The organism is Aeromonas sp. ASNIH5, from assembly GCF_002902865.1.
GTDB classification, from domain to species: Bacteria; Pseudomonadota; Gammaproteobacteria; order Enterobacterales; family Aeromonadaceae; genus Aeromonas; species Aeromonas caviae.
The window spans coordinates 2,757,351-2,775,163 of the sequence record NZ_CP026122.1; the positions used below are offsets into that span (position 1 = coordinate 2,757,351).

Sequence of the window (17,813 nt, forward strand, 5' to 3'; positions counted from 1 at the left end):
GCCTCATGTCATGGCGGCCCGCCTTGCCCTAGATGACGGCGAGGGCGCGCCCCCCGTCCACCCGGATGCTGGCCCCGGTCATGTAGTCGTTCTTCATCAGCATCTGTACCGCCTGCCAGATGGGCTCCAGACCCCCTTCCCGCGCCAGCGGCGTCTTCGCCAGCACCTGCTGGCGCCAGTCATCCCCGTGCTCGTCGAGAAACAGGATGGGGCCAGGCTCTATGGTGTTGACCCGCACGGCAGGCGCCAGTTCGCGGGCAAAGCTCATGGCCAGGGAATGGGCTCCCGCCTTGGTGGCCACGTAGGCGGCAAACTGGGGCGCCGGAGCATGGATGTAGATATCGGTGATGTGGATGATGCCCCCGTTGGGCTGGCGGGCAAGGGCAGGGGCCAGCGCCCGGTTGAGCTGGAAGGGAGCCGCCATGTGTACCCGGTAGAACTGATCAAACTGGGCCAGCTGCACCGCAGGATCCGCCGCCTGGGGCTCGAAGGCGGAGGCATTGTGGATGATCAGGGCAAGATCCTCATGGGCCGCCAGCGCCGTCACCACGGCGCCCACCTCCTCTTCCCGGGTGAAGTCCGCCTGTACCAGCTCGACGCCCACGTCTCGCAGACGATCCAGCTCGGGCCGTTCGCTGCGATAGCTGCCCGTCACCTGCCAGCCAGCGGCCACCAGCTGCTCGCACAGATAGAATCCCAGGCGACGGCCACAGCCCGTTACCAATGCACGCATACACTCTCCTTGTGGTTGTCGCCCTCCCCGATCCATGCAGGATCGCACGGAGGGCCCATTCATCGGCCATGACCTATCGATGTCCGAGGCAAAACCCATTGGCCCCCTGTCACGGCCACCGGGCATAGTGGCCCCATCGACCTCCATGGAGCCACCATCATGCTACAAATTCGCGATCATATGCAGCCATTGACCCACTCACTGCACCCCGGCCTCGGTCTGACCGAGGCGCTGGACAGACTCCATCGGGCAAACCTGGGGGGCCTGCCGGTACTGGATGACCATCAGCACCTCGTCGGATTTCTCTCCGAGCAGGATTGCATTCCCGCCCTGCTCACGGGCAGCTATCACTGCGACACCCGTACTCTGGTCGAAGATCTGATGAGCCGGACCCCGCTGTTCGTCTCTCCTGATGACAACATCGTGGATCTCGCCCGTCAGATGGCCGGGGCCAGACCCAAGGTCTATCCGGTAATGGAGGGAGGCAAGGTGACGGGCATCATCAGCCGTCGTCAGGTGATGCAGGCCCTCAACACCCAGATGAAACAGTGTCAGGCAACCTGAGGCAGGCAACCTCGCACACGTTTCATGCCGACCACCCTCCCGCCCACAGCCGGCGAGTGGCTGGTCCACCCCGCCCGACTCTGCCACGGGGCGGCCTGTCGATGCAGCCCGCCCCCCTCCCACCGCCACCGTTCGTTTGTCCCCTCCCCATTTCAGGGTTTGCCATCCGTGGTCGTCTCTAGTTAGATAGGTGCCGGTCACAGTCCCTGCCGGATGCGACCCCGTCCCGAGTGCTCAGGAGATGTAACGTGCGACGCTTGCTCGTATTCTGCTTGCTGCTGCCCTGCTGGCTGTCAGCCAGGGAGCTGGTCATTGGTGGCATCCTGGAGCCCCCTCTCAAGTGGCTGGATGCACAGGGACACCCTCGCGGGCTGGATGTGGATCTCGTCACCGCCATCTTCGGCACGCTCCATACCCCCATCAGGATTGAGCTCATCGATTCGGGGGCCAGGCTCACCCGCAATGCCGAAAGCGGCTTCTATGACCTGCTGCTGACCCACTCCTACAAACCGGAGCGGGAGGCCTATCTGCTCTACCCCAAACAGGCCCATATGCTCCATAGCTGGCACTTCTTCATACGCAAGGAGTCCGCAGGCCGGATCCATTATGACCATCTGACGGATCTCAAACCCTGGCGCATCGGTGTCACCCGGGATTTCTCCTATACCCCCGAGCTCGCGGCAGCCATGACAGACCCGAGCTATCACTTCCAGGAGATCCCCATCAACCAGCTGCAACTGCGCAAACTCATCGCCGGTCGCATCGACGTGGTGCCCATGTCCCTGGTCACCGCCTTCACCCAGATAAGAGAGGAGGGACTGGAAGGCAAGCTCGACTACCTGCCAAAACCCCTCAAGACCAGCCCCTACTTCAATGTCTGGACCCGTTCCCGGGCCGATGCCGACACCCCGGCCCTGATGGCCGCCTATGATGCCGAACTGCTGCACATGAAGCGGGACGGCCGGCTCAAAGCCCTCTACGACAAATACGGCATCCCCTATATCGAACCCTGATCCCGACTGTCAGGGCTGCACGCCTCGCAAGATCGGCTATGCAGTGAGATCAGGGTTTCGCCTGTGAAATGGGTCTCCCGCGTCCCTCAGTCCTTAAGGTTTCACATCCCGCAGGATCGGGTTTTGCAGCGAAATCAGCGTCTCGGTGGACTGGATCTCGTCGATGGTCTGGATCTTGTGGATCAGTACCGTCTGCAACTCGTCGATGGAGCGGGTCATCACCTTCATGAAGATGCTGTAGTGGCCCGTGGTGTAGTAGGCCTCCACCACCTCGTCCAGCGCCTGCAGTTTGGCCAGGGCCGACGGGTAATCCTTGGCGCTCTTCAGGTTGATCCCGATGAAGCAGCAGACGTCGTAGCCCAGCTTCTTGGGGTTCACCTGCACCCGCGTTCCCTCGATGATGCCCGCCTGCTTCATCTTCTCTACCCGCACGTGGATGGTGCCCGGGCTCACCAGCAGTTGTTTGGCCAGCTCGGCGTAAGGCAGGCGCGCATTCTCCATCAGGGCGGTGAGGATGGCCTGATCGAGATTATCGATCCGATAATTTTCTGACACTTTTTTGCGCTCCTTTTAATGATTCATCATTAATTGATGGCTTATTTTGAAGAAAAAAACACACAAAGCCTATTTCAATTATCGAATATTGAATTTAGTTGGCATTCTGTTGAAGAATCACCGCATTCAACGGATTCACGACAGGTAATTCAGCATGAAACAGCACTACATCCGCAGCCAACAGCAGATCAGCTTCGTCAAAGAGATGTTCTCCCGCCAACTCGCACTGCAACTCGGCCTGATGGAGGTACAAGCCCCCATTCTGAGCCGGGTCGGTGACGGCACCCAGGACAACCTCTCCGGCTGCGAGCATGCAGTGCAGGTCAAGGTGAAAACCCTGCCGGAGCACAGCTATGAGGTGGTCCACTCCCTGGCCAAGTGGAAGCGCCAGACCCTGGGTCGCTTCGGTTTCGGCCCGGGTGAAGGCATCTACACCCACATGAAGGCACTGCGTCCGGACGAGGATCGTCTCAGCCCCATTCACTCCGTCTACGTCGACCAGTGGGACTGGGAGAAGGTGATGCCGGGCGAGCGCCGGGATCTGGCCTATCTGCAGGAGACGGTGCGCAGCATCTGGGCCGCCATCAAGGCCACCGAGCGCGCGGTCTGTGCCGAGCACGACCTGACCCCCTTCCTGCCGGCGGATATCCAGTTCCTGCACAGTGAAGAGCTGCTGACCCGCTACCCGGACCTCGATGCCAAGGGACGCGAGCGCGCCATCGCCAAAGAGCTGGGAGCGGTCTTCCTCATCGGTATCGGTGGCGCCCTCTCCCACGGCGAACGCCACGACGTGCGAGCCCCGGACTACGACGACTGGAGCAGCGAGAGCGAGCTGGGGCTGGCGGGTCTGAACGGTGACATCCTGGTGTGGAACCCGGTGCTGGAAGACAGCTTCGAGATCTCCTCCATGGGGATCCGGGTGGACGCAGAGGCGCTGCGCCGCCAGCTCGCCATCACCGGGGACGAGGATCGCCTGCAATATGACTGGCATCAGGATCTGCTGGCAGCACGCATGCCGCAAACCATCGGCGGCGGCATCGGCCAATCCCGTCTGGCCATGCTGCTGCTGCAAAAAGAGCACATCGGTCAGGTCCAGGTCGGCGTCTGGCCATCTGAAATGAAGGCTGCCATCCCAGGCATGCTGTAACGAATTGATTTGATTGCATCTGTCCTCCTATCGCGGCAACACGGCGCGGGACAGACGCGATAGCGAAGCTGGTCAGCCGGGGTGGAGAGCGTATCCCGACTGACTGTAAGGCGGGCATGGTCGCTGACTGTGCCTGCCGACCCTGGGGCTTGCCCCTGCGATCCGCTCAACCCACGTCAGATCGCATCGAATACATTCCTCCCGGCAATCTTCGGATTGCCGTTTTTTTTACGCCGAAAAACTGTGCTCAAAACCCGCCCCGATCTGGTGCTGGCGCGGCAACCCCGCCTTTCTGCTGCCGGTGCAGTGGCAGGCAAACAGCTTCTCTACCGCCTCCTCCTGCAGATAAGTGCCGAGCGCCACCGCCCGCTGCGGGCCGGAAAACTTCAGATGCAGGCCGCCGATGACGGCGTGGATCCGCTCATCGCCACACACCTCCTTGGCCCGCGCGATGATGTTCTCGGCCCCGGCGTGACCACAGCCGATGAAGACTATCAGACCCTGCTCGCTCTTGTAGACCAGCGCCGAATCATCGCTGATAAGGTCTTTCTCCACTCGCCCGCCCCGCACCATGTAACCAAGCAAGGAGGGTTTGGCCTGCTCCCGTCGCAGTATGGATCCCAGGAACACCAGCCGCTCGGACAGCCAGACCGGCTCAGCTGAACAGTGAGGGAGCAGCCCTCTCGTCGCCAGTTGTCGCGGATCCAGGTCGCCCGAGAGGCGGTAGAGGTTGTAGCGTCGGGGCAGCAACGGCAGGAAGTAGCCCCGCTCATTGAACACATCCGGACAAGCGATCAATGGAATGGGATCGGAATAGACGGGCAGGGAGCCGATGCCTCCTACATGGTCGTAATGACCGTGAGAGAGCACCACATGGGTGAGAGAGGCGAGATCGATCCCCATCACGACGGCGTTGTGGCACAGCGCCCGGCCACGGCCGCTGTCGAACAGCACCTTGAGTCCATCGCACTCCAACAGTAACGACAGTCCCTTTTCAGGCAAGCAGCCGGGTAGATGAACATCATCATCCACCAAAACGGAAAACGTCAGCATCTCAATCACCCTGAAAACAAAACGCAGGCACGAGGCCTGCGTTTTTCATCGACAATCCCATTACTGGGTCATGGTGAGGCCGTTGCTGTCGGCCCCCAGCCGCAGTGTCTTGCCCGGGATGACCCGACCGCTGAGCAGGGCCTGGGCCAGCGGGTTCTCCACCTTCTGCTGGATCGCCCGCTTGAGGGGGCGCGCCCCGTAGACGGGATCGAACCCGGCGTGGACCAGCTTGGTCAGCAGCTCCTCGCTCACCTCCACCTCGAAGCCCTGGGACTCCAGACGGCTCATCAGGCTCTTGAGCTGGATGCGGGCGATGGACTTGATGTGCTCCTCACCGAGCGGGTGGAACACCACGGTCTCGTCGATCCGGTTGATGAACTCCGGCCGGAAGCTGCGGGTCAGCACCTCCATCAGCATGGCCTTCATCTCGTCGTAATCCTTCTCGGAGTGGTGCTCCTGGATGAGATCAGACCCGAGGTTGGAGGTCATGATCACCACGGTGTTGCGGAAGTCCACGGTACGCCCCTGACCGTCGGTCAGGCGGCCATCGTCCAGCACCTGCAACAGGATGTTGAACACGTCCGGGTGGGCCTTCTCCACCTCGTCCAGTAGGATCACCGAGTAGGGGCGACGGCGCACCGCCTCGGTGAGATACCCCCCTTCCTCGTAACCCACGTATCCCGGAGGCGCCCCCACCAGACGGGCCACGCTGTGTTTCTCCATGAACTCGGACATGTCGATCCGCACCATGGCGTCCTGGGTATCGAACAGGAACTCCGCCAGCGCCTTGCACAGCTCGGTCTTGCCCACCCCGGTGGGGCCGAGGAAGAGGAAGGAGCCGATGGGGCGGTTCGGGTCGGACAGCCCGGCACGAGAGCGGCGAATGGCGTTGGAGACGGCGTCCACCGCCTCTTCCTGGCCGATCACCCGGCTGTGCAGCTGATCCTCCATCCGCAGCAACTTCTCCCGTTCCCCTTCCAGCATGCGGGCCACCGGAATGCCGGTCCAGCGGGCCAGGACGTCGGCGATCTCCACGTCGGTGACCCGGTTGCGCAGCAGGCTGGTCTCCTGCATCTCGGCCTGGGTGGCGAGATCCAGCTGTTTCTCCAGCTCCGGGATGCGGCCGTACTGCAGCTCGGACATGCGGCCCAAGTCCCCTGCGCGGCGCGCCACCTCGAGATCCTGACGGGCCTGCTCCAGTGCCGCCTTGATGTGCTGGGTCCCGGCGAGGGCAGCCTTCTCGGCCTTCCACACCTCTTCCAGCTCGTTGTATTCCCGCTCTTTTTCCGTCAGTTCCTGATTGAGCAGATCGAGGCGCTTGCGGCTGGCGTCATCGTCCTCCTTCATCAGCGCCTGCTGCTCCAGCTTGAGCTGGATGATGCGCCGCTCGAGCCGGTCCAGGGATTCCGGCTTGGAGTCGATCTGGAGCCGGATGCTGGCCGCCGCCTCGTCGATGAGGTCGATGGCCTTGTCAGGCAGCTGGCGATCCGCGATGTAGCGGTGGGATAGCTGGGCCGCCGCGACGATGGCGGGGTCGGTGATCTGCACATGGTGGTGCAGCTCGTAGCGCTCCTTCAGGCCACGCAGGATGGCGATGGTGTCCTCCACCGAGGGCTCCTCCACCAGCACCTTCTGGAAACGGCGCTCCAGGGCGGCATCCTTCTCCACGTACTGCCTGTACTCATCGAGGGTGGTGGCCCCGACGCAGTGCAGCTCGCCGCGGGCCAGGGCGGGCTTGAGCATGTTGCCCGCATCCATGGCACCCTCGCCCTTGCCGGCGCCGACCATGGTGTGCAGCTCGTCCACGAAGAGGATGACGTTGCCCTCCTCCTTGGCCAGATCGTTCAGAACCGCCTTGAGCCGCTCCTCGAACTCGCCGCGATACTTGGCTCCGGCCACCAGGGCCCCCATGTCGAGCGACAGCACCCGCTTGTTCTTGAGCCCTTCCGGCACTTCGCCATTGATGATGCGCTGGGCCAGACCCTCGACGATGGCGGTCTTGCCGACGCCGGGGGCACCGATCAGGACCGGGTTGTTCTTGGTGCGGCGTTGCAGCACCTGGATGGTGCGGCGAATTTCGTCATCCCGGCCGATCACCGGGTCGAGCTTGCCGAGTTCGGCCCGCTCGGTGAGATCGATGGTGTACTTCTCCAGCGCCTGGCGATTCTCCTCGGCGTTGGCATCCTCCACCTTCTTGCCGCCACGGACCTTGTCGATGGCTGCCTCGAGTTTTTCCTTGGTCAGCCCCTGGGCACGCAGCAGCTCGCCCAGCGTCCCCTTCTCGTCCAGGGCCGCCAGCACGAACAGCTCGGACGAGATGAACTGATCCTTGCGCTGCTGGGCCAGCTTGTCGCAGACGTTGAGCAGTCGCCCGAGGCCGTTGGAGAGCTGTACGTCCCCTTCCACCCCGCTGACGCGGGGCAGGCGATCCAGCTCCTCGCCGAGGCGCGAGCGCAGGGTATTGATGTCGAGCCCGGTCAGGGTGAGCAGCGGACGAATGGATCCGCCGTCCTGATTGAGCAAGGCGCTCATCAGATGGACGGGTTCGATGAATTGGTGGTCACGACCCAGTGCAAGAGACTGGGCATCGGAAATGGCAATCTGGAATTTGCTGGTCAGGCGATCGAGGCGCATTGCACTCCCCCTTCAAGACAGACGCCGCATGCGCGGCAACAACATCGCTTTCTGACAAGGAAGATGTGGTCTTGAAGGGCAATTTCAAGGGGTGGCTGTTTATTTTTTCCTCAACAGCGGTGACCGAGGGAAAACGACCTCGCAATGGCAGCCTGTACCCTGAGCCTGCTCGGCAGCAAGACATGGCCACCGGAGGGCCATCACCAGGGAGTGAAGAGGCGCTTGCGGCCACTCGCGAGCGCCTCTTCGGCTATTTTTCCAGCCATACAAGGGAGGCCATGCGACCCGTCTGCCCGTCGCGGCGATAGGAGTAGAAGCGCTCGCTGTCGCTGAAGGTGCAGTATTCGCCGCCATAGATGGCGGTGACGCCGGCGCGGGCGAGGCGCAGTCGGGCCAGCTGATAGATATCCGCCAGCCATTTCCCTTCGTTGAGGGATGGCACGAATGCAGTCGCCGCTTCCGCCTGCTCCGCCATGAAGGCATCGCGCACCTCGCCACCCACTTCGAACGCGGCGGGACCGATGGCCGGGCCCAGCCAGGCCAGGATCTCGCCAGGCTCGCAGCCCATGGCGGCGATGCTTGCCTCCAATACGCCCCCCTGCAGTCCGCGCCAGCCGGCATGGGCCGCCGCCACTACGGTGCCTGCCCGATCGCAGAACAGCACCGGCAGGCAGTCGGCAGTCATCACGATGCAAGCATGCCCCGCCTCATGCGCACAGGCGGCATCGGCATCCGGTACGCGCTCATAACGGTCGCTCACCGGATGGACGGCGATGCCATGTACCTGGTTGAGCCAGTTGAGAGTGCCGGGGATCCCCGCCACCTGCTGCAGTCGGGCGCGGTTGGCCTCGACCCTGGCCGGTGCATCGCCCACATGGGCCCCGAGGTTCAGACCAGCAAAGACCCCTTCGCTGATGCCGCCGTCCCGGGTGGTCGAGAGAGCCCTGACATTGCCCGGTGCGGGCCAGTCGGGTGCGATCCAGTTCATCTGTGGCTCCTTTCGTTCATATGAAAACGGGGCCCCTTGGCTGCAACCAGTCAAGGGGCCCCGCATCAGATCATGGAGGGCAGGTTACGGCAGGAATCGTCGCAAGGCCGCCTCCGGGATCAGTTCCAGACCAGATCGTCCGGATTGGCCAGGGTATCCGCCCGCAGCACTTCCATCAGCGCCACCATGTCCTGCGGCGTGGGGGAGTGCCACTCCATCACTTCACCCGTGATGGGGTGCGCCAGCTTCAGCATGGTGGCGTGCAGCGCCTGACGGTGGAAACCGCGCAGGGCCTCCGTCAGTTCGGGGGTGGCGTTGCGCAGCAGACGCAGACGACCGCCGTAGGCGGGATCCCCCACCAGCGGATGCTTGATGTGGGCCATGTGGACACGGATCTGGTGCGTACGGCCGGTCTCCAGCCGCAACCGCAGACGGGTGTGACCACGGAACTTCTCGTGCACCCGGTAGTGGGTGACGGACTCGCGCCCGTTGGGCACCACGGCCATGTGGGTACGCTGGGTCGGGTGACGACCGATGGGGGCATCGACGGTGCCGCCGGCGGTCATGTGACCGATGGCAATCGCCTCGTACTCACGGGTGATCTGGCGCGCCTGCAGCGCTTCCACCAGGTGGGTCTGGGCGGGAATGGTTTTGGCCACCACCATCAACCCCGTGGTGTCTTTGTCCAGACGGTGCACGATACCGGCGCGGGGGACCTCGGCGATGCCGGGGTAGCGGTGCAGCAGGGCATTGAGCACGGTGCCGTCCGGCGTACCGGCGCCCGGGTGAACCACCAGGCCGGCCGGCTTGTCGATCACCAGGATGTGTTCATCTTCATAGACGATGTTCAGCTCGATGTTCTGGGCATCCCAGCGGGTGTCGTCTGCCAGTTCCACATTCACATGTACCTGCTGCCCGGCCACCACTTTCTCGCGCGGGGTATTGGCAACCTGACCGTCCAGGGTCACTCTGTCCTGTAAAATCCACTCCTTGATGCGGGTCCGGGAGTAGTCGGGAAACAATTCGGCCAGGGCCTGGTCGAGTCGTTGCCCGAATTGGTGATCCTGAAATTCGCCTGTCAGTTCAATATGCTGGCTCATGTATGGTCTCTTGAGCGGGGGTATCAATTCGAAATAATCCGGGTATTCTAGCTTTTCTTTTAGCCAAGCATAACGGATACTTTGCCAATTTCGTGGAAATGGACCGGATGTTGTTGATGGGAAAGAAGTCTCACCTGCTGATGTCGCTCGCCTTGGTCGCTACCCTGATCACTGGCTGTTCCAGCACCAAACCCAAGGTTCCCGACGAACCGCCGGAAGTTCTGTACCATAAAGCCCGCATCAAACTGGATACCGGCAACTACCTCAATGCCATTGAACTGCTGGAAGCGCTGGACTCTCGTTACCCGTTCGGTGCCTACTCCAACCAGGTTCAGCTCGATCTCATCTATGCCTACTACAAGCAGGATGATACCGCCCAGGCGATCGCCAACATCGACCGTTTTATCCGCCTGAACCCGGCGCACAAGAACATCGATTACGTCTTCTATATGCGCGGCCTGACCAACATGGCGGCGGATTACAACTTCTTCCAGGATTTCCTCGGCATCAATCGGGATGACAAGGACCCCTCCTACGCCCGTCAGGCCTTCCAGGACTTCAAGACCCTGCTGCAGAACTACCCCAACAGCAGCTATGCAGCCGATGCCCGTGCCCGCATGATCGGCCTGAAGAACCGTCTTGCCCGCTATGACCTGGGGGTAGCCGAGTACTACGTCAAGCGTGACGCCCTGATCGCCGCCGCCAACCGCGCCAAGCTGATCGTCGAGACCTATCCCGACACGATGGAAACCGAGAAGGCGCTGGAGATCATGGTCAACGCCTATGACACCCTGAAGATGCCGACCCTGGCCCAGCATGCCCGAGAAGTGCTGGCCAAAAACTACCCGGACAACCGTCTCGGTCGCGGCTGAGTAGCGAACGGACAATGAAAAACCGGAGCCACTGGCTTCGGTTTTTTTATGGCCGACGGCGGCACTCCGGGGTCACTGGTGCTTACCCTGCTGCTTGGCCCGCATGATGTTGATGATCTCGATGTCGGTATCCAGCATCCCCTCCCTGGAGAGGCGGCCCAGGTTGGCGATGGTCTGGTCCACGTCGTCCGAGACGATGCCTTCGCTCTGGGGCACACGCAGGTTGTTGATGGCCATCAGCGAGGATTTCACCGCCGCCGAGGTGGAGGTGGAGACCTTCATAGAGCAGGCGCTGCCGGCGCCGTCGCAGATGATGCCGGAAACATCCCCAATCATGTTGTTGATGCAGTGGCTGATCTGCTCGAACTGGCCCCCCAGCAGCCAGGTGATGGCGGCCCCCGATCCCATGGCGGCGGTACTGGCGGCACACAGGGCGGAGAGCTTGTTCTGGTAGGCCTTGATGTAGATGGCCACCAGGTGGCTCATCACCAGGGCACGGGCCAGCTGCTCGTCATCGGCCTTGAGGAAGCGGGCGGCGGCGACCACCGGCATGGTGGCGGCAATGCCCTGGTTGCCGGAACCGGAGTTGGACATGGCGGGCAGCATGGCGCCATCCATCCGCGCATCGGAGGCGGCAGACGACAGGCGCATGGCCAGGGTCATCAGATCGTCGGAAAGCAGCTTGCGTTCCACCTGGTCGGTGAGGATCTTGCCGATGCGCAGGCCATAGCCCTGCAGCCCTTCGTCCGCCAGCGCCTGGTTCATGGTGGCCGCCTCGCGGATGAAGTCGATCTCGGCCAGCGGCACCTCCAGGGCGAAGGCCACGATCTCCTTCAGGGTCATGGCGGGCTTGTCGGCCTTGGCTGGCTGGATCTGCACCCCGGGGGCGCTGTCCTGCACCATCAGCACCTCGCCATCCTTCTCCATCAGCACGATGCGGGTGTGGTCGGTACAGATCACCACCCGGGCGCTGTGCCCCTCCACTTCGGCCAGCACCTCGGCGTAGAGCACGTCGGGCACATCCTTCACATCCACCTCTATGGTGGGCAGCAGCCCCTTGGCCGCCTCGACCTGATCCGGTGTGAGGCTCTTGAGCACCTCCAGCCCGGCACCCGGGTTGCCACCGGTGATGCCCACTGCGGCGGCCACCGGCAGGCCGATCATGCCGGTGCCGGGCACGCCGACCCCCATGCCGTTCTTGAACAGATTGCCGCTGACCCAGACGCGGGTGCGAGTCGGTACCTGCCCCAGCAGCTTGCGGCAGTTGGCCGCCGCCAGGGCGACCGACATGGGCTCGGTGCAGCCGAGGGCCGGCACCACTTCACGCTTGAGCAGGGTAATAAAGTCGGTCCATTGTGCGTTCATTGCGATATGTCTCATGTTCATGACGCCCACGTGCGGGCTCGTCATTGTTGTTCGGCCAGTTCCGCCTTGTGATTGCGGATATGCAGGTAAACGGTATGGCGGGAGATGCCGAGCAGTTCGGCCACCAGTTGGGCGGCATCCTTGATCTCGAAGATCCCCATGTCGTAGAGCCGGTGCACGATCGCCTTGTTGCGCACGTTGCTGCCCAGCCCGGGATCCCTGTCCACCTTGGCGATCACCTGCGCCACCAGATCATCCACCGAGCTGGCGAAGGTCTCGGTGCCGTGGGCAGGGGGCACTGCGGGCGGGGCAAAGGTGTCGAGCAGGCTGCCAAGGGGCGTGTCCAGGCTGAAATTCACGCACAGCATGCCGATGGGTTTGCCCTCGCGGTTGCTGATGGTGATGGACGAGGACTTCAGCAGGGAGCCCTCCCGGGTGCGGGAAAAATAGCTGCTCCACTGGCTGCCGGCAGCACTGTGCAACTTGTCGAGCGCAAAATCGGTGACCGGCGCTCCCTCCTGGCGGCCGGTGATGTGGCCGTTGGCAATCTTGATGACGGAGGCGTGCAGACTGTCAAAGGCGTGCAGCACCACCTCGCAGCCCGGGCCAAACAGGGCGGACAGCGCCGCCACCGCAGGCTCGAAGCTGGCGATCAGATGGCGCTCTTCATCGGTCAGTGTGCTGGCGTCGCGCAAGGGAGCTACCTCGGTCATGGGGTCATCCGGTCAACGTTGGGTAAGGATATTCACAGCGGACTCAAATAAAATTGAGCAAATCCGCTTTTTGCGCGGGCATTATGCCCGACTGGTGAGACAACACCACAAAATGTGAGCAAAATCACGACTGAAATGACAAAAAGGCCCCATGAGAGGCCTTTAAGGTGGTTTTTTGGTGCTTTTGCTCAACTTTAATTGAGCCAGGGCTCGTCAGTCAGTCCGGACAGGCAGGCAGGCAGGCAGGCACCACAGCCTGTCTGTTCCCTGCCACGGTCATCCACTCTGGTCATAAAAAAAGGGGGCCGAAGCCCCCTTTTTGTCTCATCCGGTCAACGCTTACAGCGCCTTCAGGATGGCCTCGACGCTGGCCTTGGCATCGCCAAACAGCATCTGGGTGTTCTCCTTGAAGAACAGCGGGTTCTGGACACCGGCGTAGCCAGTGTTCATGGAGCGCTTGAAGCCGATGACGTTCTGCGCCTTCCACACTTCCAGCACCGGCATGCCGGCGATGGGGCTGCCCGGATCTTCCATGGCGGCCGGGTTGACGGTGTCGTTGGCACCGATCACCAGCACCACGTCGGTGTCGGCGAAGTCATCGTTGATCTCGTCCATTTCCAGCACGATGTCATAGGGGACTTTCGCTTCCGCCAGCAGCACGTTCATGTGACCAGGCAGACGACCGGCCACCGGGTGGATGCCGAAGCGCACCTTGACGCCGCGATCACGCAGCTTCTGGGTGATCTCGGCCACCGGGTACTGGGCCTGCGCCACCGCCATGCCGTAGCCCGGGGTGATGATGACGGAGCTGGCGTTCTTCAGCATGTCGGCCACGTCTTCGGCGTTGGTCTCGCGGTATTCGCCCAGCTCCTGCTCGGCGGTGGAGGCCACGCCGTCGGAGCCGAAGCCACCGGCGATCACGGAGATGAAGGAGCGGTTCATCGCCTTGCACATGATGTAGGAGAGGATGGCACCGGAGGAACCCACCAGGGCACCGGTGACGATCAGCAGGTCATTGGAGAGCATGAAGCCCGCCGCCGCCGCCGCCCAACCGGAGTAGGAGTTCAGCATGGAGACCACCACCGGCATGTCCGCACCACCGATGGAGGCGACCAGGTGCCAGCCGAAGGCGAAGGCGATCAGGGTCATCACCAGCAGGGCGAAGGTGGAGCCACCGGCGTTGACGAAGTGGATCATCAGCGCGATGGAGACCACCACGGCCAGCAGGTTCAGCTTGTGGCGGTGCGGCAGCATCAGCGGCTTGGAAGAGATGAGGCCACGCAGCTTGCCGAACGCCACCACGGAACCGGTGAAGGTCACGGCACCGATGAAGACGCCCAGGAACACTTCCACCAGGTGGATGTTCAGCATGGCGCCGGAGAGGTGCTCGACCTGGGCGACGCTTGCCGCCTGCTCGAACGCCGCCCGGGCGGCTGCCAGGGTCGCATCCAGGTTGGAACCGACGGAGACCACCACTTCAGCGGGGGCGGAGGGGTGCAGATCGATGAAGCTGTTGAAGCCCACCAGCACCGCTGCCATGCCCACGAAGCTGTGCAGCACGGCCACCAGCTCGGGCATCTCGGTCATCTCGACCTTGAGGGCCAGACGCACGCCGATGGCGCCACCGATGGCCATGGCCAGGATGATCCAGTGGACGCCACTGGTTTCCGGGTTGAAGACGGTGGCGAGCAGGGCGATGGCCATCCCCGCGATACCGAACAGGTTGCCATGCTTGGCCGTTTCTTGCTTCGACAGTCCCGCGAGACTGAGGATGAAGAGCACGGCGGCAACGATATAGGATGCTGTTACCAGTCCTTGAGACACGTTAAACCCCCTTAATCCTTACGGAACATCTTCAGCATGCGCTGAGTGACGGTGAAGCCACCGAAGATGTTGATACTGGCAATCAGCACGGCGACAAAGGCCAGCACGGTGACCAGGGTCGACCCTTGTCCAATCTGCAACAGCGCACCGACCACGATGATGCCGGAGATGGCATTGGTGACCGACATCAGCGGTGTGTGCAGGGCGTGAGAGACGTTCCACACCACGTAGTAACCGACCACGCAGGCCAGGATGAAGACGGTGAAGTGGGAGAGGAAGGCGGCAGGCGCCACGGCGGCCACCCAACCGAAGGCGGCGATGCCGAGGGCACCGAACACGAACTTCTTGTTGGAGGGCTTGGCCTCTTCCTTCTTGGCGGCCGGTTTGGCGGCAGCCGGTTTCTGCGGGGCGGCAGAGACGGAGATGGCGGGGGGCGGGAAGGTCACTTCACCGGCCTGGACCACCGTCATGTTGCGCTGCACCACGTCTTCGAAGTCGATGGCGACGTTGCCGTCCTTCTCCTTGCACATCAGCTTCATCAGGTTCACCAGGTTGGTGCCGTAGAGCTGGGAGGATTGGGCAGGCAGGCGGCCCGGCAGATCGGTGTAACCGATCACCTTGACGCCGTTGTCGGTGACATGCAGTTCACCCGGTACCGTGTATTCGCAGTTGCCGCCGGCCTGGGCCGCCATGTCCACGATGACGGAGCCCGGCTTCATGCTGTCCACCATTTCCTTGGTGATGAGCTTGGGTGCCGGCTTGCCCGGGATCAGGGCGGTAGTGATGATGATGTCCACTTCCTTGGCCTGCTGGGCGAACAGCGCCATCTCGGCCTTGATGAACTCTTCGCTCATCACCTTGGCGTAACCGTCGCTGGAAGCGCCATCTTCGCCGCCGAAGTCCAGCTTGAGGAATTCCCCACCCATGGACTCGATCTGCTCGGCCACTTCCAGACGGGTATCGAAGGCACGCACGATGGCACCGAGGGAACCGGCGGTCCCGATGGCGGCCAGACCGGCCACACCGGCACCGATGACCAGCACCTTGGCGGGCGGTACTTTACCGGCGGCGGTGATCTGGCCGGTGAAGAAGCGACCGAACTGGTGCGCGGCTTCCACGACGGCGCGATAGCCACCGATGTTGGCCATGGAAGAGAGGGCGTCGAGGGACTGGGCACGGGAGATCCGCGGCACCATGTCCATCGCCATCACATTGATGTTGCGCTCGGAAAGCTTCTTGACCAGCTCGGGGTTCTGGGCGGGCCAGATGAAGCTCACCAGGGTGGCACCATCCTTAATTTGTGCGATTTCGGCCTCGGTCGGCGCGTTGACCTTGAAGACAAGGTCGGCTTGCCAGACGTTCGGTACCACGCTGGCACCGGCAGCCTCGAAGGCGGCATCATCGAAGCTGGCTCGCAGGCCGGCACCGGCCTCGATGGCAACCTCGAAGCCGAGCTTTTTCAGCTGCTCGACAGTGGCCGGGGTCGCTGCGACCCGGGTCTCACCGGCGAGACTCTCTCTCGGTATTCCAATCTGCATGACTATTCCCTGATGGTTAATAAACAATCATCGCCAAGTCTCTCATGTCTGAGGGGACAAGGCATGATCAAAGTGCAGGTCACGGGCCCTTTGTTATGAAAATCAGCAGGCTTCACCTCGACCTCCTGTCACGGTCAGGCCCCCGCTTTTCAGGCGCGAGGGTGATTAGTATCAAATTTTGGAGTTTTATTACAACCACGGCCCCGGGCGGGCGGGTACAGAATTCAGCCCATCCCGGACCGTGATTAAAAAAAACAAACCAAATTAGGGGCTTATACCAGCAAAAAGCGCTAAAAAAAGTGATCCAACCAGTCAAAAAAAATGTTTAACCCGGCCTCTACCTTAGCGTTTTTTGTTCTTACGAAATCTGCCGTTGGCTCATCTGATGAGATGAAAAGGGAAAAAGTAACCATTTTGCAACGATCAGGGGGCCGCGTCCCCGCCTGCTGGCGGGTTCGGGCCCCCTGGTGCAACCGGGCCTGCGGCCCGTTTCAGGCGCGCTCTGCTTACCAGGCCGCCTCATAAATATGCCGGCTCTGGGCCAGGTCGATGTCGCCGTGCTCACCCAGGGCGGTCATGCCGTGCTCTTCGAGCTTGGCCAGCAGGGCGTCGATCCGGGCGTCGGCCACGTAATCCCGCAGCCGGGTCTTGATCCCCATCCGCTCGAAGAAGTCGCGGGTGGCGGCGATGGCACCGTCGATACGCTCCTCGTCACTGCCGCTGCGCAGATCCCAGACCCGCTCGGCGTATTGCAGCAGCTTGGCGCGCTTCTGCTCGCGCTTGGCCTGCAGCAGGGCGGGCAGCACCACCGCCAGGGTCTGGGCGTGGTCCAGACCGTGCAGGGCGGTGATCTCGTGGCCCAGCATGTGGGTGGCCCAGTCTTGGGGCACGCCGGCTCCGATCAGGCCGTTCAGCGCCAGGGTGGCGCTCCACATGATGTTGGCACGCACGTCGTAGTTTTCCGGCTCCACCAGCGCCTTGGGCCCCTCTTCCGCCAGGGTCAGCAGCAGCCCTTCTGCAAAGCGATCCTGCACCTTGGCATCCACCGGGTAGGTGAGGTACTGCTCCAGGGTGTGGATGAAGGCATCCACCACCCCATTGGCCACCTGACGGGCGGGCAGGGTGTAGGTGAGCACGGGGTCGAGCACGGCGAAGCGCGGCATTACGAAGGGCGAGAAGAAGTGCTGCTTGTCCCCTGTGCTCTTGCGGGTGATGACGGCGCCCATGTTCATCTCGGAGCCGGTGGCCGGCAGGGTCAGCACGCTGCCCAGGGGAATGGCGGAGGCCACCTCGCCGCCGACGGTCTCGAGGATGTGCCAGGGGTCCTTGGCCAGGTCGTAGTGGGCCGCCGCGGCGATGAACTTGGAGCCGTCCAGCACGGAGCCGCCACCCACTGCCAGCAGGAAGTCGACCTTCTCGGCGCGGGCCAGTTCGACGGCACCCATCAGGGTCTCGTAGGTGGGGTTGGGCTCGATGCCGCCAAATTCAAACAGGGTCAGGCCGGCCAGCTCGCTGCGGATCTGGTCCAGCAGGCCGCTGCGCACCACGCTGCCACCGCCGTAGGTGACGAGGATGCGGGCGTCGCTGGGGATCTGGCCGCGCAGCTGGGCCACCTGGCCCTTGCCGAACAGCACCTTGGTGGGGGTGTGCAGGATGAAGTTGTTCATGGGATCTCCCGGGGTGGTCGTAGTCGGTAAGGTATGGGTTGCATTTT

General features: G+C 62.5%; 15 protein-coding genes. 4 read left to right on the forward strand and 11 right to left on the reverse strand.

Annotated elements, in window-relative coordinates:
* Nucleotides 1–28 precede the first annotated feature (28 nt).
* Nucleotides 29–733 carry an SDR family oxidoreductase gene (locus C2U30_RS12835; RefSeq protein ID WP_039039618.1) on the reverse strand — a complete coding sequence of 235 codons (705 nt, stop codon included), beginning with the start codon at nt 731–733 and terminating at the stop codon, nt 29–31.
* Between the two features lie 159 nt (nt 734–892).
* Between C2U30_RS12835 and C2U30_RS12840 the strand changes: the two genes are divergently transcribed.
* Together C2U30_RS12840 and C2U30_RS12845 are read left to right on the forward strand one after the other, a co-directional pair.
* Nucleotides 893–1,297 (forward strand): CBS domain-containing protein, encoded by a 405-nt coding sequence (locus C2U30_RS12840; protein WP_103243872.1) that lies wholly within the window; start codon nt 893–895, stop codon nt 1,295–1,297.
* Between the two features lie 257 nt (nt 1,298–1,554).
* On the forward strand, nt 1,555–2,310 hold the full coding sequence (locus C2U30_RS12845; RefSeq protein WP_233466804.1) for a substrate-binding periplasmic protein: 756 nt from the start codon (nt 1,555–1,557) through the stop codon (nt 2,308–2,310).
* A 93-nt stretch (nt 2,311–2,403) separates the two neighbouring features.
* Here C2U30_RS12845 and asnC read toward each other — a convergent pair whose 3' ends face one another.
* Nucleotides 2,404–2,865: a transcriptional regulator AsnC gene (gene asnC / locus C2U30_RS12850; protein WP_010675986.1), complete on the reverse strand. Its 462-nt coding sequence runs from the start codon at nt 2,863–2,865 to the stop codon at nt 2,404–2,406.
* A gap of 154 nt (nt 2,866–3,019) precedes the next feature.
* Here asnC and asnA point away from each other — a divergent pair, with 154 nt between their 5' ends.
* Nucleotides 3,020–4,012: an aspartate--ammonia ligase gene (asnA, locus tag C2U30_RS12855; protein WP_103243873.1), complete on the forward strand. Its 993-nt coding sequence runs from the start codon at nt 3,020–3,022 to the stop codon at nt 4,010–4,012.
* 228 nt (nt 4,013–4,240) lie between these two features.
* Here asnA and C2U30_RS12860 read toward each other — a convergent pair whose 3' ends face one another.
* From C2U30_RS12860 to rluD, 4 genes are all read right to left on the reverse strand, one after another.
* Nucleotides 4,241–5,065, reverse strand: a complete 825-nt coding sequence (locus tag C2U30_RS12860) for an MBL fold metallo-hydrolase (protein WP_103243874.1) — start codon at nt 5,063–5,065, stop codon at nt 4,241–4,243.
* 60 nt (nt 5,066–5,125) lie between these two features.
* Nucleotides 5,126–7,699 (reverse strand): ATP-dependent chaperone ClpB, encoded by a 2,574-nt coding sequence (gene clpB / locus C2U30_RS12865; protein WP_052816170.1) that lies wholly within the window; start codon nt 7,697–7,699, stop codon nt 5,126–5,128.
* Between the two features lie 250 nt (nt 7,700–7,949).
* Nucleotides 7,950–8,687 (reverse strand): peptidoglycan editing factor PgeF, encoded by a 738-nt coding sequence (gene pgeF / locus C2U30_RS12870; protein WP_103243875.1) that lies wholly within the window; start codon nt 8,685–8,687, stop codon nt 7,950–7,952.
* A gap of 119 nt (nt 8,688–8,806) precedes the next feature.
* On the reverse strand, nt 8,807–9,787 hold the full coding sequence (gene rluD / locus C2U30_RS12875) for a 23S rRNA pseudouridine(1911/1915/1917) synthase RluD (protein WP_010675991.1): 981 nt from the start codon (nt 9,785–9,787) through the stop codon (nt 8,807–8,809).
* Between the two features lie 116 nt (nt 9,788–9,903).
* Between rluD and C2U30_RS12880 the strand changes: the two genes are divergently transcribed.
* A complete protein-coding gene (locus tag C2U30_RS12880; protein ID WP_199767275.1) occupies nt 9,904–10,659 on the forward strand; it encodes an outer membrane protein assembly factor BamD in 756 nt (251 codons plus the stop codon).
* Nucleotides 10,660–10,731: 72 nt separating this feature from the next.
* Here the strand turns inward: C2U30_RS12880 and C2U30_RS12885 are convergent, their stop codons facing one another.
* The 5 genes from C2U30_RS12885 to yqhD all read right to left on the reverse strand — a co-directional run bounded on the left by C2U30_RS12885 (nt 10,732) and on the right by yqhD (nt 17,766).
* The gene (locus tag C2U30_RS12885; RefSeq protein WP_199767377.1) at nt 10,732–12,039 is read right to left on the reverse strand and encodes an L-cysteine desulfidase family protein; all 1,308 of its coding nucleotides are present in this window, start codon (nt 12,037–12,039) and stop codon (nt 10,732–10,734) included.
* A gap of 26 nt (nt 12,040–12,065) precedes the next feature.
* Nucleotides 12,066–12,737: a helix-turn-helix transcriptional regulator gene (locus C2U30_RS12890; RefSeq protein ID WP_043153940.1), complete on the reverse strand. Its 672-nt coding sequence runs from the start codon at nt 12,735–12,737 to the stop codon at nt 12,066–12,068.
* 339 nt (nt 12,738–13,076) lie between these two features.
* Complete coding sequence (gene pntB / locus C2U30_RS12895) at nt 13,077–14,561, reverse strand: Re/Si-specific NAD(P)(+) transhydrogenase subunit beta (protein WP_010675995.1); 1,485 nt, start codon at nt 14,559–14,561, stop codon at nt 13,077–13,079.
* 11 nt (nt 14,562–14,572) lie between these two features.
* Nucleotides 14,573–16,099 carry a Re/Si-specific NAD(P)(+) transhydrogenase subunit alpha gene (locus C2U30_RS12900; RefSeq protein WP_025202523.1) on the reverse strand — a complete coding sequence of 509 codons (1,527 nt, stop codon included), beginning with the start codon at nt 16,097–16,099 and terminating at the stop codon, nt 14,573–14,575.
* A 506-nt stretch (nt 16,100–16,605) separates the two neighbouring features.
* A complete protein-coding gene (gene yqhD, locus C2U30_RS12905) occupies nt 16,606–17,766 on the reverse strand; it encodes an alcohol dehydrogenase (RefSeq protein WP_101530909.1) in 1,161 nt (386 codons plus the stop codon).
* Nucleotides 17,767–17,813: the final 47 nt, after the last annotated feature.